The sequence below is a fragment of the Vreelandella populi genome, from assembly GCF_003989825.1.
Taxonomy (GTDB): Bacteria; Pseudomonadota; Gammaproteobacteria; order Pseudomonadales; family Halomonadaceae; genus Vreelandella; species Vreelandella populi.
In genome coordinates, this window is the sequence record NZ_RZHE01000008.1 from 292,952 (window position 1) to 314,346 (window position 21,395).

The window sequence follows — 21,395 nt, forward strand, 5'->3', positions numbered from 1 at the left end:
ACCTAACGTCTTCTCTCGCTAAAGAATATTTTTTGGCTGCATCACCTGACGTTATACGGGCAGGCGACGAATGACATTAGCCACTAGGAATCAGTTTGATTTATCGAATCCCTCCACCCTTATCCATGCAATGCAGATCCTTGTGCCGCGCAGCGAGAACGCCGTCGCGCCAGCATTGATGACTATTTAACGGCGCTTTATTCCAGCTAACCGAGGCTTTATCGCTTACTCAAAAGCTTCTACTCTTGGTAGATAGGCAATCAAATAGGAGCAAAGTGATGGCCGGGGGATGGGCAAAGGATGGTGCCGAGCAGGAGCAGATTGAAAGAACGCTGGATGATGCCGTGGAGCGAGCCCGTAGCCAGCTTCCACGTGGGGAAAGTCGTCGGTACTGTGAGGAGTGCGATGCCCCCATTCCTGAACCGCGGCGTCTCGCTGTGCCCGGCGTTCGGCTGTGTATAGCGTGTCAGAGCGAGCAGGATAAAAAACAGTCTAATGTCAGCGGTTATAACCGACGGGGGAGCAAAGATAGCCAGCTGCGTTAGCAGAGGTTTACTTGCATTGAGTAAATTTGCCCTCATTAGGTAAAGCGTCAGGTTCGTTATTTAGATAAGCGAGGTATCATGAACGACGTCATCAAGCTGCTGAAATCCCATCGCTCCATTCGTAAATTCAGTGACCGTCCCATTCCGCATGAATTACTGGTCGAACTTATCCGGGCAGGGCAGGGGGCGGCTACGTCCAGCCATGTTCAGGCCTATACCGTCATTCATGTTAAGAATCCTGCCAACCGAGAGCAGATTGCCGAGTTGGCGGGTGGACAAAGCTATATAGTCAACTGCTCAGACTTCTTGGTCTTCTGTGCGGATATGAAACGCCCTACCGAAGCATCAGAGCGGACCGGCGCCAATGTCATCCGCGGCATGACTGAACAGCTTCTGGTAGCTACCGTGGATACCGCCTTGATGGCGCAAAATGTCGCTACAGCGGCTGAGTCCGAAGGGCTGGGCATCTGTTATATCGGCGGTATTCGCAATAATCCTCAGGCCATCAGCGATCTATTGAAACTGCCTGAACACGTCTATCCCGTATTCGGGATGTGCCTGGGTTACCCAGAGCATGAGCCTGAAGTGAAACCCCGCTTACCGGTTGAGGCTATTTTAAAAGAAGACTACTACAGCGACGACGGCGAACAGGTCGAGGCATTCGATACCACCATGCAGGCTTACTATCAGTCGCGCAGTAGCAGCAATAAAAATACTGACTGGTCACATAACCTTACGCCACTGTTTGATAACAAGCTGCGACCCCACATGCGTGAGTTCTTGATTGAGCGGGGTTTTGAAATGAAGTAAGCGCCTTACAGGCGTAACCCTCGCTCTCGCTTCTGTTTTGACGTAATTTACTTCGTGAACGGTCTAATTCACTGTGGCCAACGGGCTGCAGTGATAACCTGTAAGTTGCCGTTGTCGAGGAAGCATAATGCATAAGCTACACACAGGTTTTAGCCTGATACTGGTGTCTTTATTAGTGCTCGCTGGATGCGGTGGGTCGGAAGAAGAGCCGCTACGTGAATTGCCAGAGCAGACATCTGCTCCCGCTCAAGTGGATGCGCCGGCCGTTGTAGATGAGCAGGTCGACCCATTGAATGTGACGATTTCTACATCCGTTTCACTGCGCAGTGACCGCCGCCTGATGGTAGAAGGCGAGACCAATTTGCCTGACAGTGCCCAGGTGCAGGTTGTTGTCGAACGTGAGTTGAGCCGCGTTCGTTGGCAGTCACGCACCGCGGTAAGCGATGGGCGCTTTAGCGCTGGGCCATTTGGTTCAGGAAGTGGTCTGCCGGATGGTGGGTACATGGTCCATGTACAACTCTCTGAAGCAAGTGTTCAGCCGGAAACTGTGCGCGAGCGTATTGGTGATAGAGGCGAGTATTTGGCGGGAGAGCTGGTCAGCCAGTCCCGCCATGGGTTAGGTCAGGTAGCCACCTACTCACGCCGTTTCTTGGTGGGGGATGAACCAAGACGTACACGTGACCAGGTGGAAGTTCATTAAACGATAGGGGAGAGATGCTTTAGACAGAACGCCAATGCGCTAACAGTACCGCATGAATTGCCGTATCAGAAGGCGCTTTTGCAAAATGCTCAAGAACAAAACGCTCATCGCGCAAAATGAGATAATGCCCTGCTTTATGGAATACATGCGTTGGGCCAAGTAGCAGCAGATCATTAGCCGCGACTGGTGTAAAGTCCGTATCAGGGCCGGGGGTAGCCATGACGCACGGCGCCTTCCAATCAATATTTAAAGACAGGTAGTGCGGAACAGTTATCGTGGTTGCCTGTACTTGCTCCCAGGGGAGAGGGCCAGTATGGGTCAACGTCAATAGCTGAGGAGCAGTATCACCTTCCAATAGGGTAGCCAGCGAGCAATCCAATGCCTCGGCAAGCGCAACTAAGCGCTCATGACCGATTTGCTTGATTGCCCCAGACTCCCAGTAAGAAATGGTGACATCAGACACACCAACTTTGCGCGCCAAGGCAGCCTTATTAAGCTTGGCCCTAAGCCGCAATTGCTTGATACGTGAGCCTAGCGATTCCATTTCGATTTCCTATAAATGAGCGTTATCAGCTCGTTAAGTTAACTTTTACCACTTATACGGTGATAGAAGCATTCTAGATGCATTTAAAGCTCTTTTTTATGCACAATCGCCAATTTTGGCGACAGCACAATTCTATGCGATTGTGTAAAACCGCGCATCCTGAAATCTATAACCTTATTACGTTTACTTTGACGCTTATATACGTAAGACGTTCCCTCCATGACGCTGTTGGTTGTGCGTAGGGTAGGTATAATATTGCTACGCTTTCTCGCTATAAGGATGTCTTGATGACCGTTCGCACTCGCATAGCCCCTTCCCCCACGGGTGACCCCCACGTTGGTACGGCTTATATTGCGCTGTTTAATTTATGCTTCGCGCGTCAGCATGGCGGGCAGTTTATCTTGCGTATCGAAGATACGGACCGCGTACGCTCAACGCCTGAATCCGAACAGATGATTCTGGATTCCCTGCGCTGGCTAGGACTTGAGTGGGATGAAGGTCCAGACGTAGGCGGCCCGCATGGGCCATACCGTCAAAGTGAGCGGGGGGAAATCTATGCCCAGTATGCTCAACAACTCCTGGACGCCGGTCACGCTTTTAAATGCTATCGCACTACCGAAGAGCTGGATGCGCTGCGCGAATCGCGCAAGGAAGCCGGCCTGCAGCTTGCATTCAAGCCGAGCGATTTAGCGCTGGATGATGCGGAAGTAGCTCGCCGTGAGCAGGAAAACTGGCCCTATGTCGTGCGCATGAATGTGCCAAGCGAAGGCGTCTGCGTTGTGAAGGACATGCTGCGAGGGACGATTGAAGTCGACTGGGCACAAATTGACGCTCAGGTGCTGCTCAAGTCCGATGGCATGCCGACTTACCATCTGGCCAATGTGGTTGATGATCACTTGATGGGCATCACCCACGTACTGCGTGGCGAGGAGTGGATCAACTCGGCGCCCAAACATCAGCTGCTGTACGAGTACTTTGGCTGGGAAATGCCCGAGCTGTGCCATATGCCGCTGTTGCGCAACCCTGATAAATCAAAACTTTCCAAGCGTAAAAACCCTACCTCGATCAATTACTATCGTCGGATGGGCTTTTTGCCCCAGGCGGTTACCAACTACCTGGGACGCATGGGCTGGTCGATGCCCGATGAGCGCGAAAAGTTTAGCTTGCCCGATATGATGGAAGAGTTCGATATTCAGCGTGTGTCACTAGGTGGACCGGTATTTGACCTTGAAAAGCTGACCTGGCTCAACGGGGTGTACATTCGCGAAGATCTTGATGATGACGCCCTGCTTAACGCGCTACGCGAATGGGCGTTCAATGACACTTATATCAAGCAGATACTGCCTCAGGTGCGTCCGCGGGTAGAAACACTTTCACAGGTAATGCCGCTGGCGGGGCACTTCTTTTCAGGGTTGCCTGAACTGAGCGAGGATGACTTCAATAGCGTCAAACTTGAGAAAGAAGAGCTGGTGAAACTGCTGCAGTTCTTGGTATGGCGCCTTGAGGCCGTGCCGGCTTGGAATAAAGAGGCATTGCTTGAAGAGGTGAAAAGTCTTGCAGTCCACTTTGAGCTAAAAATGAAGGCGTTCCTGGCGCCTGTGTTTGTCGCCATTACCGGAAGCACGTCCAGTACGTCAGTAATGGATGCAATGGCGATTCTGGGCTCGGATGTAACCCGGGCACGCCTGCGCAGTGCCATTGATGTGCTGGGTGGGGTTTCCAAGAAGCAGGCGAAACGCTTCGAGAAAGAGTATCGGGACCTGTAAATCGTTAAGCTGATCGCTCTGGGAAACGCCATTTTCCGTAGCCCTTATGAATTTGGCGTTTTCCTGTGTTCGAGAGGGTTGACGAAGGCGAGGGTAATCAGTACTATACGCTCCGTCTTCAGGACATGTGGGGCCTTAGCTCAGCTGGGAGAGCGCAACACTGGCAGTGTTGAGGTCAGCGGTTCGATCCCGCTAGGCTCCACCACTATTGTTGATGATTCGGTTACAGTCATCGCAATGAGGTTGCTGACTAATAGTCGGTAGCTTGATCGTTCAACGTCCCATTCGTCTAGTGGTCCAGGACACCGCCCTTTCACGGCGGTAACAGGGGTTCGAACCCCCTATGGGACGCCATCACTTTGCATGCTTCCCCATTTTTTAATACAGCAATGATCTCATTCATTTGCTGTGTTTTTGCCTGTCCGCTGCTTCTTAAAAGCAAGCTAAATTCTCTCTTATTGCGAGGATTTTCGCTTGACTTGTCCACTTTTTGTGATCTTTTAGGCGAGTTGTGCACAACTCGTTATATCTGCTCAAAAAAATATTCAAAATAGATTATTTTGTTTAAAATCAATTACTTATGCAAGGTCAAAAAATAACCAATTTAAGGCTAGGCCACTGTTCATGGCGATTGCGGGACGTTTTCGAGTGGTTATAAACAAGCTTATCCACAGATAGTGTGGAAAACATTTTTCTAAACCCGCTGGCGAGAATGTCAAGCCTTATTGCCAGTATCAAGCCGCTTTTTTAAGTGGTGCTTTCGTCTACTGCCGTACATTAAGGTTGGGGTTCTGTCGCGGCTATAGAGCGCTGTGGAGGTGCTAGGAGGCAAGGCTATGGCTAGGGTGTTAATGGGACATAAAAAGCGCTAGGGCGAAAGACAAAGGGGCATTGGCTTGAGGGTATAAACCAAGAAGGCCACCCGTGGGTGGCCTTCTGAACGATTAAACGTCGAGCAATTACTTCTTTGGATAATCGCGCTGATCGTGGCCCGTGTACAGCTGGCGCGGACGACCGATCTTGTAGCTTTCGCTGAGCATTTCGTTCCAGTGGGAAATCCAGCCAATCGTGCGTGATACGGCAAAGATGACCGTAAACATGTTGGTGGGGATACCCATGGCTTTCAGAATGATGCCCGAGTAGAAGTCGACGTTCGGGTACAGCTTGCGTTCGATGAAGTACTCATCTTCCAACGCAATCTGTTCAAGGCGCTTGGCAATCTTGAGCTGCGGATCATCGGCCAGGCCCAGTTCGGCCAGTACTTCATCGCAGGTCTCTTTCATTACCTTGGCACGCGGATCAAAGTTGCGATAAACGCGGTGACCGAAGCCCATTAGCTTGAACGGATCTTCCTTGTCTTTAGCCTTGTCAACGAACCGCTGAATGTTCTCTTCGGAATCGTCGCCGATTTCGTCAAGCATCATCAGTACGGCTTCGTTGGCGCCGCCGTGCGCCGGGCCCCAGAGTGCGGCAATGCCTGCGCTGATGCACGCAAACGGATTGGCGCCGGTCGAGCCTGCCAGGCGTACGGTAGAAGTGGACGCATTCTGCTCATGGTCGGCATGCAGCATGAAGATGCGATCCATGGCTTTCGCGTAAACCGGATTGATTTTGTACTCTTCGCAAGGGTTGCTGAACATCATGTAGAGGAAGTTCTCTGCATAGTTCAGGTCATTGCGCGGATAGTTGAACGGCTGGCCGATGTTGTACTTGTACGACATGGCGGCAATGGTAGGCATTTTCGCGATCAGACGAATAGCGCTAACCGTACGATCTTCTTCCTTGGTGATGTCCATATGGTCATGGTAGAACGCCGCCAGGCCGCCAACTACGCCACACAGAATGGACATCGGGTGCGCATCACGGCGGAACCCTTTGAAGAAGTTATTAATCTGATCATGCACCATCGTATGGTTACGAATACGCGCAGCGAAATCAGCGTACTGCTCGTCATTAGGCAGTTCGCCAAAGAACAGCGTATAGCACATCTCAACAAAGTTGGACTCTTTTGCCAATTGATCAATGGGGTAGCCGCGGTGCAGCAGTACGCCCTTGCCGCCATCGATATAGGTAATGGCAGATTGGCAAGAAGAGGTGGCCATAAAGCCGGGGTCGTAGGTGAACAGGCCTTCGGCCCCCAGGCCGCGAACGTCAATAACGTCGGGGCCAAGAGTGCCGGAGTACATGGGCAGCTCGATCGTTTTGTCTAGACCGTCTACCGTCAATGTTGCTTTCCTGTCAGCCATGCTGGCCTCCTTTCGGATTCGGGTTGGGACGTAAAGTCATTGTTTCGCTTACCGCGCCGGCGAAAAGGTTTGCCCACTATAGAAGCGTGCGACATTTTGTCAATTGGGCAAAACGCTAGGCATGGTGAATGCAAACAAGGTTATGCAGAGCTTATTTTTGTGAATAATATTTGTATATGGACGATACTGATCATAGTAGCGAAGTGTTAGAGCTTTGACGACTTCTTAACAGGCTTATCAAATGATCTAAGCTCTGTCACTATATCGATGCTGCATCGCAAAATCGACTCGGGTTGGCCGCTTTTTTTTGCACCATAGTCGAGTTAGGCCCGAGTTCGGTTTGTCAGCAGGGGCGAAGGTTCTTATAATCCTCGGCGCGCGACCGGGAGGTAGGTGGTCGTGCTTGACTTGGCAAACGGCCGAGCCCCTTCCAGCAACCACTGCCCGCTCGGGCTATGCCCGACCTGTCGCAGAGCGGGCCAAGAGAGTGTGTATAAGCCGTGAATAGCAAACGACCCGTAAATCTAGATCTAACTACGATACACTTCCCACTGCCGGCCCTGACGTCGATCACCCACCGTGTTACGGGTGTCATCCTGTTCGTTGGCCTGGTATTCGCTTTTTGGGCGTTGGGCAAGTCACTGTCCTCTCCGGCAGGCTTCGATGCGGTTAGCAACGCACTGGCCAACAACTTACTGGCCAAGTTTGTTGCCTGGGGGCTGCTGTCCGCTCTGGCGTTCCATTTCGTGGCAGGGATTAAGCACCTGTTAATGGATGCGGATATCGGTGTGACTCTTGAAGGTAGCATACAAAAAGCACAGATCACCGTAGTGGTCAGTGCGGTTCTGATTATTCTGGCAGGAGTCTGGGTATGGTAACCAACATCACAAGTTTTGGCCGCAGCGGGCTGTCTGACTGGTTGATGCAGCGCGTTTCTGCGGTTGTGCTGGCCGTTTATACGGTCTTTATGGTTGCTTACCTGCTGTTTAATCCAGATCTTGATTACTACACCTGGAGCAGCCTTTTTAACCAAACGTGGATGCGGATCTTCTCGCTGCTAGCCTTTATTTCCATTGCAGCACACGCGTGGATTGGCCTGTGGACCGTAACTACCGATTATCTCAAGTCCACTCGCCTGCGCGTGGGTGCCCAGACGCTGATCATTCTGGCCATCTTCGTCTATCTGGTGTGGGGCATTCAAATTCTGTGGGGAGCTTGATACATGTCTAACCTTCGTAGCCTGACGTTTGACGCCATTATTATTGGTGGCGGTGGCGCTGGCCTGCGCGCTGCTCTGGAGCTGGCCAAATCCGGTAAGAAGACAGCCGTTCTTTCCAAAGTGTTCCCGACACGCTCCCACACCGTTTCTGCTCAGGGTGGTATTACCTGTGCTATCGCCTCCGCCGACCCTGAAGATGATTGGCGCTGGCACATGTACGACACCGTTAAAGGCGGCGATTATATTGCCGACCAGGACGCGTCGGAGTACATGTGTTCTGAAGGCCCTAAAGCCGTATTTGAGCTTGAGCACATGGGTCTGCCGTTCTCCCGCTTTGATAACGGTCGTATTTACCAGCGCCCATTTGGCGGTCAGTCCAAGAACTTTGGTGAAGGCGGCCAGGCAGCACGTACCTGTGCGGCGGCTGACCGTACCGGCCACGCGCTGCTGCACACGCTTTACCAGAACAACCTGAAGAACAACACGACGTTCTTGAATGAGTGGTACGCGGTTGATCTGGTGAAGAATGGCAGCGGTGATGTGGTGGGCTGTATCGCCATGTGCATCGAAACCGGCGAAGTCGTTCACGTTAAATCCAAGGCAACCGTGCTGGCGACCGGCGGTGCTGGCCGGATCTTTGCTTCGACCACCAATGCCTTGATCAATACAGGCGACGGTATCGGTATGGCACTGCGTGCTGGCTTCCCGATGCAGGACATGGAAATGTGGCAGTTCCACCCGACCGGTATTTATGGTGCGGGCACGCTGGTCACGGAAGGTTGCCGCGGTGAAGGTGGCTACCTGATCAATAAAGACGGCGAGCGCTTCATGGAGCGTTACGCGCCCAACGCGAAAGACCTGGCGGGTCGTGACGTTGTTGCGCGCTCCATGGTTATGGAAATTCTCGAAGGCCGCGGCTGTGGTGAGAAGGGCGATCACGTCTTCCTAAAGCTTGACCACCTGGGCGAAGAAGTCCTGAGCAAGCGCCTGCCGGGTATCGTTGAGCTTTCCAAAACCTTCGCCCATGTTGATCCGGCGAAAGATCCGATTCCGGTCGTACCGACCTGCCACTATATGATGGGCGGTATTCCGACCAATATTCATGGTCAGGCGATTCTTCAGGACGAAAGCGGCAACGACCAGATCATCAACGGTCTGTTTGCCTGTGGTGAGGCGGCGTGTGTATCGGTTCACGGTGCTAACCGTCTCGGTGGGAACTCTTTGCTTGATTTGGTGGTCTTTGGACGTGCGGCCGGCATGTTTATTGAGGGCGCGCTGAACGAAGGTATCGAGTACCTGGATGCCTCCGAGTCTGACATCGAATCCGCCATGAAGCGTATCACCCGTTGGAACGAGTCTGAAGGTGGTGAGAGTATTCCGGCGCTGAAAGCGGAACTTCAGGACATCATGCAAACTTCTTTCGGTGTATTCCGTGAAGAGAAAAACATGGTGGAAGGCGTTCAAAAGCTTGCCGACCTGCGCGGTCGTATTGCCAACGCCCACCTGCCTGACAAATCCAACGCTTTCAACACTGCCCGTGTAGAAGCGCTGGAACTTGATAATCTGATGGAAGTGGCCGAAGCGACGGCAATTGCCGCCCTTGAGCGTAAAGAGAGCCGCGGTGCCCATTCACGTTACGATTACCCAGACCGTGATGACGTCAACTGGCTGAAACACTCGCTCTACTTCCCGCTCACCAAAGAGCTGAAGCAGCGCGACGTCAACTTCAAGCCGAAAACTGTTGATACGTTCGAACCCAAGGTTCGTACCTACTAAGCTCCGTATTGACGAGAGGGAGTTACAATGTCCAATCTTCAGGTATCCGTATACCGTTATAATCCGGAAACCGACTCCGCACCCTATATGCAGGAGTTCCAGGTCGATACCAAGGGACGCGACATCATGGTGCTGGATGTTCTGCACCTGATGAAAGAGCAGGATAGCGGTCTGGCGTTCCGTCGCAGCTGCCGTGAGGGTGTCTGCGGCTCTGACGGTATGAACATGAATGGCAAGAATGGTCTGGCCTGTATCACGCCGTTGTCAGACGTTGTAAAAAACAACAAGCTGACCCTGCGCCCGCTGCCAGGCCTGCCGGTTATTCGTGACATGGTTGTGGATATGGGAATCTTCTATAAGCAGTACGAGCGTATTCAGCCGTACCTGCAGAACGATACCCCGGCGCCGGCCATCGAGCGTCTGCAGTCACCTGAAGACCGTGAGAAGCTTGACGGTCTTTATGAGTGCATTCTGTGCGCCTGCTGTTCGACATCCTGCCCGTCGTTCTGGTGGAACCCGGACAAGTTCGTGGGGCCGGCCGGTCTGCTGCAGTCTTACCGCTTCCTGGCCGACTCGCGTGATAACGCTACCCGTGAGCGGTTGACCGATCTGGAAGACCCGTTTTCGGTGTTCCGCTGCCGTGGCATCATGAACTGTGTGGCGGTTTGCCCTAAAGGCTTAAACCCGACACGCGCCATCGGTAAAATCCGTGACTTGCTGCTCGCGGACGCAACATAAGTACCTTATGAGTAAATAAAATGCGATTGCCACGCAACAAGTCGCGTTTTACTACTTAAATCGTGGCGCTTCGCTTGTTATCATAGGGTTTGTCACAAGGTGCGGCGACGCGTCGCACCTTTGACCAGTCAAGTTTAAAAGCCGGTGCTGTGCGTACCGGCTTTTGAGCATGAACTGATAGAGAAACACTAGATTAGTAGGGCTTCCGGCCTCAGGTCGGCGCCGCCGGCAAATGTCCCGCCCCGCCGGCAGGGCAATAGCGATGTCGCTGTTTTTTGCAGCGATGCCGATACCACCCCATCAGTGCAGGGTGACCGAGAGATGCAACAAGGCATAATGGAGTTAATGTGGCGTTCCTCTCACGTTAGTGGTGGCAATGTCCACTACGTGGAAGCGCTTTACGAGCAGTACCTCGACGATCCTGATGCTGTCCCTGATGAATGGCGTAGCTATTTTGACCAGCTACCGCGTGAGGGCAGTGCCTCCCACGATGTTCCACTAAGCCCCATTCGTGATCAGTTCTACCAGCTGGGTCGAGAAAGTCGTCCCGGACGTGTTGCGGCGGCAGCCGACAGCGGTGAGAACAAAAAGCAGGTGAAAGTCCTGCAGCTGATCAACGCGTATCGCTTTCGTGGTCATCAGAAGGCTGACATCGATCCGCTTGGGCTGCGCAATCCCACCCCCGTCCCTGATCTCGATTTGTCATTTCATCAGCTGACAAAAGCTGATCTTGATACCGAGTTCCAGACCGGTTCGTTTTTCCTGGGTATTGATACGGCCCCGCTGCGTGACATCGTGGATGCGCTGGAGAAGACATACTGTCGCTCCATCGGCTGCGAGTTCATGCACATTGTGGACACCGAAGAGAAACGCTGGCTACAGCGCCGCTTCGAATCAGTACGCAGTGCGCCTAAATTCAGCGACGATGTGCGCAAGCATGTGCTTGAGCGTTTGACCGCTGCTGAAGGGCTGGAAAACTACCTGGCGTCTAAATATCCAGGCACCAAGCGTTTTGGTCTTGAAGGTGGTGAGGTCTTTGTACCGATGATGGACGAGCTTATCCAGCGTGCCGGCGGTTACGGTACAAAGGAAGTCGTTATCGGTATGGCGCACCGCGGTCGTCTGAATCTACTGGTCAACATTCTGGGTAAAAACCCCGCTGACCTGATTGACGAGTTCGACGGCAAAAAGGTGATCGAACGTGGTTCTGGCGATGTGAAGTATCACCAGGGCTTCAGCTCCAACGTCATGTCACCGGGTGGCGAAGTCCACTTGGCCATGTCGTTTAACCCGTCGCACCTGGAAATTGTCGCACCGGTAGTCGAAGGTTCCGTACGCGCGCGTCAAGACCGCCGCAACGATCCGGATGGCGACAAGGTACTGCCCATCAATGTGCATGGCGATGCAGCCTTTGCCGGCCAGGGTGTGGTCATGGAGACATTCCAGATGTCCCAGACGCGCGCCTATAAAACGGGCGGCACTGTGCATATCGTGATCAACAACCAGGTGGGTTTTACGACATCCAATCCGATGGATGCACGCTCGACCGAATACTGCACTGATATTGCCAAGATGGTTCAGGCGCCGATTTTCCATGTAAACGGCGACGACGCGGATGCGGTCTTGCACGTTACGCAGGTAGCGCTGGATTATCGTCAGCAGTTCAAGAAAGACGTGGTGATCGACCTCGTCTGTTATCGCCGTCGTGGCCATAACGAAGCGGATGAGCCGTCAGGCACCCAGCCGCTCATGTATGCCAAGATCAAGGATCATGCCTCTTCGCGCACGCTTTATGCCAAGCGCCTGGTTGAGGAAGGCGTTCTTTCTGAAGACGACGCCAAGGCGATGACGGAAACGTATCGCGATGATCTGGTGGCAGGTAACCATGTTGCTAATGCGCTGGTGCAGGAACCCAACAAATCCTTGTTTGTGGATTGGGCGCCGTATCTTGGGCATGAGTGGTCCGGCGATGCCGATACTTCAATTGATATGAAGCGTCTGCAACAGCTGGCGGCAAAGATGTGCGAGATCCCTGACGGGGTCGAAGTACAGCGTCAGGTTTCCAAGATCTACGAAGACCGCCGCAAGATGCAGGCGGGCGGCATGCCGATGAACTGGGGCTTTGCGGAAACCCTGGCCTACGCCACGCTGCTTGACCAAGGCCACCCGATCCGGATTACCGGACAGGATGTTGGCCGCGGTACGTTCTCACACCGCCATGCAGTAGTGCATAACCAGAAAGATGGTTCTACCTACGTACCGCTGCAGAACATGGCCGATGGTCAACCGCGTTTCACCATCCATGACTCCTTCCTGTCGGAAGAAGCTGTTCTGGCCTTTGAATACGGTTACTCGACAACAGCGCCCAATGATCTGGTCATTTGGGAAGCTCAGTTCGGTGACTTCTTCAACGGGGCTCAGGTGGTGGTCGACCAGTTCATCTCCTCCGGTGAAAGCAAGTGGGGCCGTCTGTGCGGCCTGACCATGCTGTTGCCCCATGGCTATGAAGGTCAAGGCCCAGAGCACTCATCAGCACGTCTTGAGCGCTTCCTGCAAATGTGTGCCGAGCACAACATGCAGGTATGTGTACCGACAACGCCTGCACAGATTTTCCATTTGCTGCGTCGTCAGGTTATTCGCCCGCTGCGTAAACCGCTGATCGTCATGTCGCCCAAGTCGCTTCTGCGTCACAAGGAAGCGGTGTCGAGCCTTGAAGATCTGGCCTATGGCAAGTTCCAGATGGTACTGCCCGATCAGGCGGATCTAACGGCTGAAAGCGTCACCCGCGTTGTGCTGTGTTCGGGCAAGGTCTATTACGACCTGGCTGCCTGGCGCACTGAAAACGAGCGTAACGATACGGCTATCATTCGTCTTGAGCAGCTCTACCCCTTCCCGAAAGAAGAACTTCTGGAAGTACTTCAGGCGTATACCAATGTGGAAGATATCGTCTGGTGTCAGGAAGAGCCTTTGAATCAGGGCGCCTGGTATTCAAGCCAGCACCACATGCGTACAGTGGCTGATATGCTCAAGGATGGCCTGGGACGCGAGTTGAAATTTGCAGGACGTCCTGCCTCTGCCGCACCGGCAGCGGGCTACATGTCCGTTCATACTGAACAGCAGCGCCAGCTGGTGGAAGACGCTTTTAATCTATAAAGCGCCCACCGGATTTAGAGAACATATAAGGGAAACGACATGGCTATCGAGATCAAAGCGCCGACCTTTCCGGAATCCGTTGCCGAAGGTAGTGTGGCAGCGTGGCATAAAAAGCCGGGTGATAAGGTCGAACGCGACGAGCTGATTGTTGAAATCGAGACCGATAAAGTGGTGCTGGAAGTTGTTGCACCGGAGGCGGGTGTCCTGACTGACGTGATGGCCGAAGAGGGCGATACCGTTCAGTCTGATCAGGTACTTGGCAAGATCGGTGAAGGCAGCGCTTCTGGCGACAGCGAGAAAAAAGAAGAGAAATCTTCTGGCGATGACAGCGCTGAAAAGTCTGAAGAGAAATCTGACGGCCAGAAAGAGCAGCAAGCCAGCGCCGGTAAGCAGCATGACATCAAGGCCCCAAGCTTCCCTGAGTCTATCCAGGAAGGCACCGTGGCTACCTGGCACAAGAAGGTCGGTGAGCCAGTTAAGCGTGATGAAGTGCTGGCCGATATCGAAACCGACAAGGTAGTGCTTGAAGTGGTAGCGCCGGCTGACGGCGCGCTCCAGGAAATCAAGGCCGAAGAGGGCAGCCAGGTAGAGTCCGAAGCGATTCTGGCGACCTTCGTCGAAGGCGGCGGCAGCGATTATGCTAACGCCACCGACAATAGGCCTGCAGCTTCTGCCGACGATGGTGCCAGCGACGAGCAGATCGGCGACAAAATTGTCGCTCCGGCAGCGCGTAAGCTGATTGCCGAACATGACCTTGACGTTGCCAAGATCGAAGGCACTGGCAAGGGCGGTCGCGTTCTGAAAGAAGACGTTCAGAAAGCGGTAAAAGATGGCTCTGCCAAGAAAGCGGCGAAGTCTTCTTCCGCACCGGCCAAGGCAGCCGCTGCTCCGGTTGCTGAAGGTGAGCGCACTGAGAAGCGCGTACCGATGACCCGCTTGCGTCAAACTATCGCCAAGCGTCTGGTACAGGCCCAGCAAACGGCCGCCATGCTGACCACGTATAATGAAGTGGACATGACTGAGATCATGGCCCTGCGTGCTCAGTACAAGGATACGTTCCAGAAAGCTCACGATATCAAACTGGGCTTCATGGGCTTCTTTGTAAAAGCCGCTTCTGAAGCACTCAAGCGCTTCCCGGATGTTAACGCCTCAATCGATGGCACCGACATTGTTTACCACGGGTATCAGGATATCGGCGTTGCAGTATCCACCGACCGTGGCCTGGTCGTGCCGGTTCTGCGCGATACCGACAGCATGAAAATTGCTGACGTTGAGCGCAAGATTGTCGACTTCGGTAAGCGTGGCCGTGATGGCAAGCTGGGTATGGACGACATGATGGGCGGTACGTTCACCATCACCAACGGCGGTACGTTTGGTTCGCTGATGTCGACGCCGATCATCAACCCGCCGCAAACGGCCATTTTGGGTATGCACAAGATCCAGGATCGTCCGATGGCGGTTGACGGTAAGGTCGAAATTCGTCCGATGATGTACCTGGCGCTCTCCTATGACCACCGCATGATCGATGGGAAAGACGCTGTTCGATTCCTGGTAACGATTAAAGAATTGCTGGAAGATCCGGCACGCCTGCTGCTGGACATCTAAGATACACAGGTAAAGTATCTTCGCGTATTGATATTATCGTACGCGCCACCATTGTTATGCAGTCGCACACAGCTTTCCTCCTGGTGTTTTAGACGGGAGGGAAGCCACCAAGCTAAAGGAGCCAACATGGCTGACAAGTTTGATGTGATCGTTATTGGCGCTGGCCCTGGCGGTTACGTTGCTGCCATTCGCGCAGCTCAAATGGGTTTGAAAACGGCCTGTGTTGAAAAATGGGTCAATAAAGAAGGTAAAACCGTTCATGGCGGCACCTGCCTGAACGTGGGCTGTATTCCTTCTAAAGCGCTGCTTGAAACATCACATAAGTTTGTTGAAGCGCGCGACCACTTTGCTGAAGTGGGCATTGAGGTCGACGAGCCGAAAGCTAACATCGCTAAAATGCTCGAGTTCAAGAACTCGGTCATCAACAAGAACGTGGGCGGCATCAGCGCACTGTTCAAAGCGAATGGCGTTACCTCGCTGGAAGGTAAAGGCAAAGTTACTTCTTCAACAGAAGTTGAAGTGACCGACCATGATGGCAATGCCACTACCTACACTGCTGACAATATTGTTATCGCCGCAGGCTCCGTGCCGGTTGAAATTCCGCCGACCCCGTTGACCGATGACCTTATCGTCACCTCTACCGGCGCGCTTGAATTCACTGAAGTACCCAAGCGTCTTGGCGTAATCGGTGCCGGTGTTATCGGCCTTGAGCTGGGTAGCGTGTGGAAGCGCCTGGGCGCTGAGGTTACCGTTCTTGAAGCCATGGACAGTTTCCTGCCGATGGTTGATAGTGCGATCGCCAAAGAAACCCAAAAGCTGCTTAAAAAGCAGGGCCTAGATATCAAATTGGGCGCAAGGGTTACCGGTTCTGAGGTCAAGGACAGCGAAGTTGTCGTCAAGTACACCGACGGCGACGGCGAGCAGGAAATGACTTTCGACAAGCTGATCGTATGCGTCGGCCGTCGTCCCTACACCCAGGGCGTGATTGCCGATGGCGTAGGCGTTGAGCTGGACGAGCGCGGCTTTATCTTTGTCGATGACCAGTGCCGCACCAACGTGCCGAACGTCTATGCGATCGGTGACTGTGTGCGTGGCCCGATGCTGGCTCACAAAGCGTCAGAAGAAGGCGTTATGGTGGCTGACATCATCGCTGGCCATAAGGCCGAAATGAATTATGACGTCATTCCCAGCGTTATCTATACCTCGCCTGAAGTGGCTTGGGTAGGGATGACCGAGCAGGATGCCAAAACGAAAGGCATCGAAGTCAAAACCGGCTCCTTCCCATTCTCGGCCAACGGCCGTGCGCTTGCCAACAATGCGCCTGAAGGCATGGCCAAGATTATTGCCGATGCCGAAACAGACCGCATTCTGGGCATGCATATCGTCAGCCAGCACGCCGGTGAGCTGATTGCTCAGGGCGTTATCGCTATGGAGTTCGGCTCCAGTGCTGAAGACCTGGCCTTGACCTGCTATGCCCACCCGAGCACGTCAGAAGCCATTCATGAAGCCGCTCTGGCGGTGGAAGGCCACGCTATTCATATGGCCAATCGTAAAAAGCGTTAAATAAGTTCAGCGGTAACCACCAAGCGCCACCACCAGGTGGCGCATCGCTTTCGGCTGTGTTGTAAAATAGCCGCCGAAAGTACAGGGATGGCCAGGTCAATTGATCTGACCATCGTTCGAGTCACATGCAACCAATGGCATGAATCGATGAACCTTCACGAGTATCAAGGCAAACAGCTGTTTGCCGATTATGGTCTGCCAGTGTCCAAAGGCTTTGCCGTGGACACTCCCGAAGAAGCAGTAGAAGCCTGCAAAAAGATCGGCGGCGACATGTGGGTGGTTAAAGCCCAGGTGCACGCAGGCGGCCGTGGTAAAGCGGGCGGTGTTAAGCTGATTAAAGATCCGGCTGAAGCAAAGGCGTTTGCCGAGCAGTGGCTGGGTAAGAACCTGGTAACCTATCAGACTGACGAAAAAGGTCAGCCGGTTGCCAAGATTCTGGTTGAAACCTGCACCGATATCGCCGATGAGCTGTATCTGGGTGCCGTGGTTGACCGTACTACCCGTCGTGTGGTCTTCATGGCCTCGACCGAAGGTGGTGTGGAAATCGAAACGGTTGCCGAGCAGACACCGGAAAAGATTCTGAAAGCCGAGATCGATCCGCTGGTAGGCGCACAGCCTTACCAGGCGCGCGAACTGGCCTTCAAACTGGGCCTGAAAGGTGACCAGATCAAGCAGTTCACCAAGATCTTCCTGGGTCTTTCCAAGCTGTTCCATGACAAGGATCTGGCACTGCTGGAAATCAACCCGCTGGTCATCACCGACGAAGGCAACCTGCACTGCCTCGACGCTAAACTTGGCCTCGACAGCAACGCACTGTACCGTCACCCGGACCTGCAAGCCATGCGCGATCCTTCTCAGGAAGATCAGCGTGAAGCCGATGCAGCGAAGTGGGAGCTTAACTACGTAGCGCTTGATGGCAACATCGGCTGCATGGTTAACGGTGCTGGCCTGGCCATGGGTACCATGGACATCGTCAACCTGTCTGGCGGCAAGCCTGCCAACTTCCTGGACGTTGGTGGCGGCGCGACCAAAGAGCGCGTTGCAGAAGCGTTCAAGATCATCCTGTCTGACGACAATGTTAAAGCCGTTCTGGTTAACATTTTCGGCGGTATCGTTCGTTGCGACATGATTGCTGAAGGCATTATCGGTGCCGTTGAGCAAGTGGGTGTCAACGTGCCGGTTGTCGTTCGCCTGGAAGGTAACAACGCCGAGCTGGGTGCTGAAAAACTGGCATCTAGCGGTTTGAACATTATCGCTGCTACCAGTCTGACCGATGCGGCTCAGCAGGTCGTTAAAGCGGCGGAGGGCAAGTAATGAGCATCCTGATCGATAAGAACACCAAGGTCATCTGCCAGGGTTTCACTGGTGGCCAGGGCACGTTCCACTCCGAACAGGCGATTGCCTACGGTACGCAAATGGTCGGCGGTGTTACGCCGGGCAAAGGCGGCCAGGAGCACCTGGGCCTGCCCGTTTTCAACACCGTTGCTGAGGCGGTCGAGAAAACTGGTGCAGAAGCCAGCGTTATCTACGTTCCGGCAGCGTTCTGTAAAGACTCTATCCTTGAAGCCGCTAATGCCGGCATCAAGCTGATTGTCTGCATCACCGAAGGTATCGCTACCCTCGATATGCTTGAAGCAAAAGTAAAATGCGACGAGCTGGGCGTTCGCCTGATCGGTCCGAACTGCCCGGGTGTTATCACTCCCGGTGAGTGCAAGATCGGTATCATGCCGGGTCACATCCACCAGCCGGGCCGCGTAGGTATCGTTTCCCGTTCTGGCACCCTGACCTACGAAGCCGTCAAGCAGACCACTGACCACGGTTTCGGTCAGTCTACCTGTGTGGGCATCGGTGGCGACCCGATTCCGGGTTCCAACTTCATCGATATCCTAGAGATGTTCGAGAAGGATCCGAAAACCGAAGCGATCGTCATGATCGGTGAAATCGGCGGTACGGCGGAAGAAGAAGCGGCGGCCTACATCAAGGATCACGTTTCCAAGCCTGTTGTTTCCTACATTGCCGGTGTAACTGCACCTCCTGGCAAGCGTATGGGCCACGCCGGCGCGATCATCTCCGGCGGTAAAGGCACCGCTGACGAGAAGTTTGCTGCCCTGGAAGACGCCGGTGTTAAAACCGTTCGTTCTTTGGCGGAAATTGGCGATGCGCTGAAAGAAGTGACTGGTTGGTAAGTCACGTTCTACCTGGCGCGTCAAAAAAAGCACCCTTCGGGGTGCTTTTTTATTGCCTTCGTGTTGGCGTTCTACGCCAGCCAGCCATGCAGTTAGGGCTTAATCATTACCCGGGGCGGCCAATGTCAGACTCAAGTGCTAAAGAGCGCTGCCGTAGGCTTCGAAAACCGAACCATAGCAGTACCGGCGCACCTGCCAGAATGTAAAGATGATAAGAGACTAGCCGCCAGATCAATACCGCGGCGCCAACCTGGGCCGTCGTTAAAAAGGGCATCAACAAAGCGCTGACGCCGATCTCGGCAGTACCGGCCCCGCCTGGCAGGAAGCTGAACTGGCTAGCTGCCATGCCTAGCATTTGGGTGAAGAAGGTCCAGAGCCAATCAATATTTCCTCCCACACCGGCCACCGCGAGATACAACAGGCTATAGCGAGCGAACCAATGCATCATTGTCAGTACCAACACCGTACCCAGCACACGCTTGGGAAGCTTGAGCGTGCGCAGAAAGGTGTGGCGAGCCCGTAAATAGCGGCGAAGCAGTTTACGTTGCCACGCGCGCCCAAAAAGAGACCTGCGTCCAGGCGATCCAATACGCCAGCGAGGCAATGTCCAAAGGCAAAGTGACACCAGCACAATCGCCGCCAGTAACCCCGCCAATGACCACCGAATCAGGGCCTGATAAGGCCAGCCCGTATCAACTGACAAGGTATACACGACCAACCCGCTCAATAAACTGATAAAAAATAGTGAGTCGAATCCTTGGTCGATCAAAAATACGCCAGCCCCTTTGGAAGGAGAGAGGTCTCGCCGCGCCAGAAGCGCCAGCAGGACGGCAGGCCCGCCGCTACCACCGGGTGTTGCGCAGAGGGCGCATTTGGAGGCAAGTTCGATGCCTAGAGCGCTTCGCTGGTTCATAGGACCGGCACGGCCGTTCAGCAACAGACGTAGCCGCCAGGCGTTCAGATTCCAGCACAGCACTGCCAGGGCAAGCATGGCCAGAAAGATGGAAAAGGGAAACGATGACAGCGCGCTCCAGGCAGCATCCCCCCCTATCCAGTGAGTAAGCAACAGTGGCGCCGCCAGCGCCAGAATAACGAAGAGCAAATGCAAGGGCCATCGTTGCCACGCGCGCTGCTTAACCGATTTTTGCATGATGAGTTAGTGTCTCGGGCTGGTGTAGCGTCTGATAATGATCCATCAGATCGCGGACCACCTTATCCCAGTTGAAGTTACGCTCGACATGACGGCGCGCATAGTGGCCGCTGGCGACAATATCGCGACGGAAAAGAGCGCGGCAAGCATCCGCCATGGCGCCAGGGTCAAGTGGTTCACAAAGTATACCACCCCCCAAAGGGACATTTTCAGCCAAGGCTCCGGTATTGGCTGCAATAACAGGAATGCCACAGGCCATCGCTTCCTGAGCCACCAAACCAAAGGTTTCACGGGTGCCAGCATGCAGGAAGGCATCACTACTGGAAAGAGCCCGGGCAACCTCATGGGCGTTACAGCAACGATCAATGACCGTCACGTTGGCAGGCACTTGGCGCGGCATGCCTGGGCCTATCAGTAAAAGGTGATAGTCGTCACCCAGTTGACGCATGGTGGCCAGCAGCACATCGATATTTTTTTCGCGCGAATAGCGGCCCACAAAGATCAGCAGACGCTTATCGGGGTCGATGTCCAACGAACTGCGCATACGAGGGTCATGGGCGCTGGGATGGAAGCGCTCAATATCAACACCCAGCGGTTGCACCCGCACATTAGCAACGCCCCATTCCATTAGTTGGTTAGCCAGGGCTTGAGATGGGGCCAAAACACTATCAAAGCGCGAGTAAAGGTCCACGACATAACGTTCAAGTCGTTTACATACCCGTTTGCCAAAGCGGTCACCCATCAGGCGCGGCAAATCAGAATGATAAAACCCCACCACCGGTACCCCCAGTTGCTGGCCCGCTGAAAGGGCTGCCCAGGCCGTTACATAAGGGTCGCCCGCTTCGATAAGGTCCGGTTTCAGATCTACCAGTGCTTGATGCCATGGCGTACGACGTACGGGAAAGCGGTAACCCTGGCCAAGCGGAAGTCGCGGTGCAGGCAGAGTATGCAGATCACCCAGGCTATCGCGTTCGGCGCCGGGAACCAGCAGGCTGGCGCGAAAGTCAGGATAGCGGCTCATGACGCGATGCTTGGCCTGAAGATAGGTGCGTACGCCACCACTGGAGGGTGCATGAAACATAGTCACATCGGCAATGTGCAAAGTAACCTCCAAGCCATAAAGGTGTCATGGGTTTACCATAAAGTAGAAATAAGTCAGTAATACGACAAGTGCTGATGGCTATTAACCACGCTGGCAGCCGTCAGCATTGTTTTCAAAAGTACCGTTCAAGCTTACGTAACAAGTAGTTTATAAGACTGTTTTTTCTCATCTTCTTACGCTTTTCCTCCTTTTTTTAGCGTATTTAACCTCCCGCTTATTAATGAAATATTTCTTATACCTTGACGTCTGCCAAGCAAGGTCTATTATTACCATCTATTGACCATCCATATAG

The 21,395-nt window shown here is 53.7% G+C and carries 17 protein-coding genes and 2 tRNA genes; 15 read left to right on the plus strand and 4 right to left on the minus strand.

Translation table 11 applies throughout. The annotated features are described in order from the left end of the window. The first annotated feature begins 278 nt into the window (after nt 1-278). The 3 genes from ELY25_RS10935 (at nt 279) to ELY25_RS10945 (ending at nt 2,055) form a co-directional block, all read left to right on the plus strand. Nucleotides 279-545 carry a DksA/TraR family C4-type zinc finger protein gene (locus tag ELY25_RS10935; RefSeq protein ID WP_126951317.1) on the plus strand — a complete coding sequence of 89 codons (267 nt, stop codon included), beginning with the start codon at nt 279-281 and terminating at the stop codon, nt 543-545. A 78-nt stretch (nt 546-623) separates the two neighbouring features. Continuing rightward, nucleotides 624-1,355 (plus strand): oxygen-insensitive NADPH nitroreductase, encoded by a 732-nt coding sequence (gene nfsA, locus ELY25_RS10940; protein WP_126951318.1) that lies wholly within the window; start codon nt 624-626, stop codon nt 1,353-1,355. A 127-nt stretch (nt 1,356-1,482) separates the two neighbouring features. Then, nucleotides 1,483-2,055 carry a hypothetical protein gene (locus ELY25_RS10945; RefSeq protein WP_126951319.1) on the plus strand — a complete coding sequence of 191 codons (573 nt, stop codon included), beginning with the start codon at nt 1,483-1,485 and terminating at the stop codon, nt 2,053-2,055. A gap of 19 nt (nt 2,056-2,074) precedes the next feature. Here ELY25_RS10945 and ELY25_RS10950 read toward each other — a convergent pair whose 3' ends face one another. Beyond that, on the minus strand, nt 2,075-2,599 hold the full coding sequence (locus ELY25_RS10950) for a helix-turn-helix domain-containing protein (protein ID WP_126951320.1): 525 nt from the start codon (nt 2,597-2,599) through the stop codon (nt 2,075-2,077). A 287-nt stretch (nt 2,600-2,886) separates the two neighbouring features. Between ELY25_RS10950 and gltX the strand changes: the two genes are divergently transcribed. The 3 genes from gltX to ELY25_RS10965 all read left to right on the plus strand — a co-directional run bounded on the left by gltX (nt 2,887) and on the right by ELY25_RS10965 (nt 4,719). Beyond that, nucleotides 2,887-4,365 (plus strand): glutamate--tRNA ligase, encoded by a 1,479-nt coding sequence (gene gltX / locus ELY25_RS10955; RefSeq protein ID WP_126951321.1) that lies wholly within the window; start codon nt 2,887-2,889, stop codon nt 4,363-4,365. 129 nt (nt 4,366-4,494) lie between these two features. Next, nucleotides 4,495-4,570, plus strand: a tRNA-Ala gene (locus tag ELY25_RS10960). Nucleotides 4,571-4,643: 73 nt separating this feature from the next. Then, nucleotides 4,644-4,719 (plus strand) — tRNA-Glu (locus tag ELY25_RS10965). Between the two features lie 605 nt (nt 4,720-5,324). Here ELY25_RS10965 and gltA read toward each other — a convergent pair. Continuing rightward, nucleotides 5,325-6,611 (minus strand): citrate synthase, encoded by a 1,287-nt coding sequence (gltA, locus tag ELY25_RS10970; RefSeq protein ID WP_126951322.1) that lies wholly within the window; start codon nt 6,609-6,611, stop codon nt 5,325-5,327. A gap of 500 nt (nt 6,612-7,111) precedes the next feature. On the opposite strand from gltA, the gene sdhC reads away from it, so the two are divergent. From sdhC to sucD, 9 genes are all read left to right on the plus strand, one after another. Further along, complete coding sequence (gene sdhC / locus ELY25_RS10975) at nt 7,112-7,489, plus strand: succinate dehydrogenase, cytochrome b556 subunit (protein ID WP_126951323.1); 378 nt, start codon at nt 7,112-7,114, stop codon at nt 7,487-7,489. Further along, complete coding sequence (gene sdhD, locus ELY25_RS10980; RefSeq protein WP_126951324.1) at nt 7,483-7,830, plus strand: succinate dehydrogenase, hydrophobic membrane anchor protein; 348 nt, start codon at nt 7,483-7,485, stop codon at nt 7,828-7,830. Before sdhC ends, sdhD begins: the two co-directional genes overlap by 7 nt. Nucleotides 7,831-7,833: 3 nt before the next feature. Next, nucleotides 7,834-9,606 carry a succinate dehydrogenase flavoprotein subunit gene (gene sdhA / locus ELY25_RS10985; protein WP_126951325.1) on the plus strand — a complete coding sequence of 591 codons (1,773 nt, stop codon included), beginning with the start codon at nt 7,834-7,836 and terminating at the stop codon, nt 9,604-9,606. A 27-nt stretch (nt 9,607-9,633) separates the two neighbouring features. Then, a complete protein-coding gene (locus ELY25_RS10990; RefSeq protein WP_126951326.1) occupies nt 9,634-10,344 on the plus strand; it encodes a succinate dehydrogenase iron-sulfur subunit in 711 nt (236 codons plus the stop codon). Between the two features lie 321 nt (nt 10,345-10,665). Beyond that, nucleotides 10,666-13,497, plus strand: a complete 2,832-nt coding sequence (locus ELY25_RS10995) for a 2-oxoglutarate dehydrogenase E1 component (RefSeq protein ID WP_126951327.1) — start codon at nt 10,666-10,668, stop codon at nt 13,495-13,497. Nucleotides 13,498-13,536: 39 nt separating this feature from the next. Continuing rightward, nucleotides 13,537-15,102 (plus strand): 2-oxoglutarate dehydrogenase complex dihydrolipoyllysine-residue succinyltransferase, encoded by a 1,566-nt coding sequence (gene odhB / locus ELY25_RS11000; RefSeq protein WP_126951328.1) that lies wholly within the window; start codon nt 13,537-13,539, stop codon nt 15,100-15,102. Nucleotides 15,103-15,228: 126 nt separating this feature from the next. Then, nucleotides 15,229-16,665, plus strand: coding sequence for a dihydrolipoyl dehydrogenase (gene lpdA / locus ELY25_RS11005; protein WP_126951329.1), 1,437 nt, complete (start codon nt 15,229-15,231; stop codon nt 16,663-16,665). Between the two features lie 147 nt (nt 16,666-16,812). Further along, nucleotides 16,813-17,979, plus strand: coding sequence for an ADP-forming succinate--CoA ligase subunit beta (gene sucC / locus ELY25_RS11010; RefSeq protein ID WP_106373464.1), 1,167 nt, complete (start codon nt 16,813-16,815; stop codon nt 17,977-17,979). Then, nucleotides 17,979-18,851, plus strand: a complete 873-nt coding sequence (sucD, locus tag ELY25_RS11015; RefSeq protein WP_106373463.1) for a succinate--CoA ligase subunit alpha — start codon at nt 17,979-17,981, stop codon at nt 18,849-18,851. The genes sucC and sucD overlap by 1 nt, the downstream gene beginning before the upstream one ends. Nucleotides 18,852-18,957: 106 nt before the next feature. On the opposite strand, the gene ELY25_RS11020 is transcribed toward sucD, so the two are convergent. Together ELY25_RS11020 and ELY25_RS11025 are read right to left on the minus strand one after the other, a co-directional pair. Continuing rightward, nucleotides 18,958-19,959: a glucosaminyl phosphatidylglycerol flippase gene (locus ELY25_RS11020; protein ID WP_236995702.1), complete on the minus strand. Its 1,002-nt coding sequence runs from the start codon at nt 19,957-19,959 to the stop codon at nt 18,958-18,960. A 25-nt stretch (nt 19,960-19,984) separates the two neighbouring features. After that, entirely contained in the window at nt 19,985-21,103 is a 1,119-nt protein-coding gene (locus tag ELY25_RS11025; RefSeq protein ID WP_126951331.1) for an N-acetylglucosaminyl phosphatidylglycerol synthase, read from the minus strand. Between the last annotated feature and the right edge of the window lie 292 nt (nt 21,104-21,395).

What these genes read in the sequence shown, in the direction of transcription:
- sucD (WP_106373463.1), top strand. Translation starts at nt 17,979, where the DNA reads ATGAGCATCCTGATCGATAAGAACACCAAGGTCATCTGCCAGGGTTTC.
- gltX (WP_126951321.1), top strand. Translation starts at nt 2,887, where the DNA reads ATGACCGTTCGCACTCGCATAGCCCCTTCCCCCACGGGTGACCCCCAC.
- ELY25_RS10990 (WP_126951326.1), top strand. Translation starts at nt 9,634, where the DNA reads ATGTCCAATCTTCAGGTATCCGTATACCGTTATAATCCGGAAACCGAC.
- ELY25_RS10995 (WP_126951327.1), top strand. Translation starts at nt 10,666, where the DNA reads ATGCAACAAGGCATAATGGAGTTAATGTGGCGTTCCTCTCACGTTAGT.
- odhB (WP_126951328.1), top strand. Translation starts at nt 13,537, where the DNA reads ATGGCTATCGAGATCAAAGCGCCGACCTTTCCGGAATCCGTTGCCGAA.
- ELY25_RS10945 (WP_126951319.1), top strand. Translation starts at nt 1,483, where the DNA reads ATGCATAAGCTACACACAGGTTTTAGCCTGATACTGGTGTCTTTATTA.
- gltA (WP_126951322.1), bottom strand. Translation starts at nt 6,611, where the DNA reads ATGGCTGACAGGAAAGCAACATTGACGGTAGACGGTCTAGACAAAACG.
- sucC (WP_106373464.1), top strand. Translation starts at nt 16,813, where the DNA reads ATGAACCTTCACGAGTATCAAGGCAAACAGCTGTTTGCCGATTATGGT.
- nfsA (WP_126951318.1), top strand. Translation starts at nt 624, where the DNA reads ATGAACGACGTCATCAAGCTGCTGAAATCCCATCGCTCCATTCGTAAA.
- sdhD (WP_126951324.1), top strand. Translation starts at nt 7,483, where the DNA reads ATGGTAACCAACATCACAAGTTTTGGCCGCAGCGGGCTGTCTGACTGG.
- ELY25_RS10950 (WP_126951320.1), bottom strand. Translation starts at nt 2,599, where the DNA reads ATGGAATCGCTAGGCTCACGTATCAAGCAATTGCGGCTTAGGGCCAAG.
- lpdA (WP_126951329.1), top strand. Translation starts at nt 15,229, where the DNA reads ATGGCTGACAAGTTTGATGTGATCGTTATTGGCGCTGGCCCTGGCGGT.
- ELY25_RS10935 (WP_126951317.1), top strand. Translation starts at nt 279, where the DNA reads ATGGCCGGGGGATGGGCAAAGGATGGTGCCGAGCAGGAGCAGATTGAA.
- sdhA (WP_126951325.1), top strand. Translation starts at nt 7,834, where the DNA reads ATGTCTAACCTTCGTAGCCTGACGTTTGACGCCATTATTATTGGTGGC.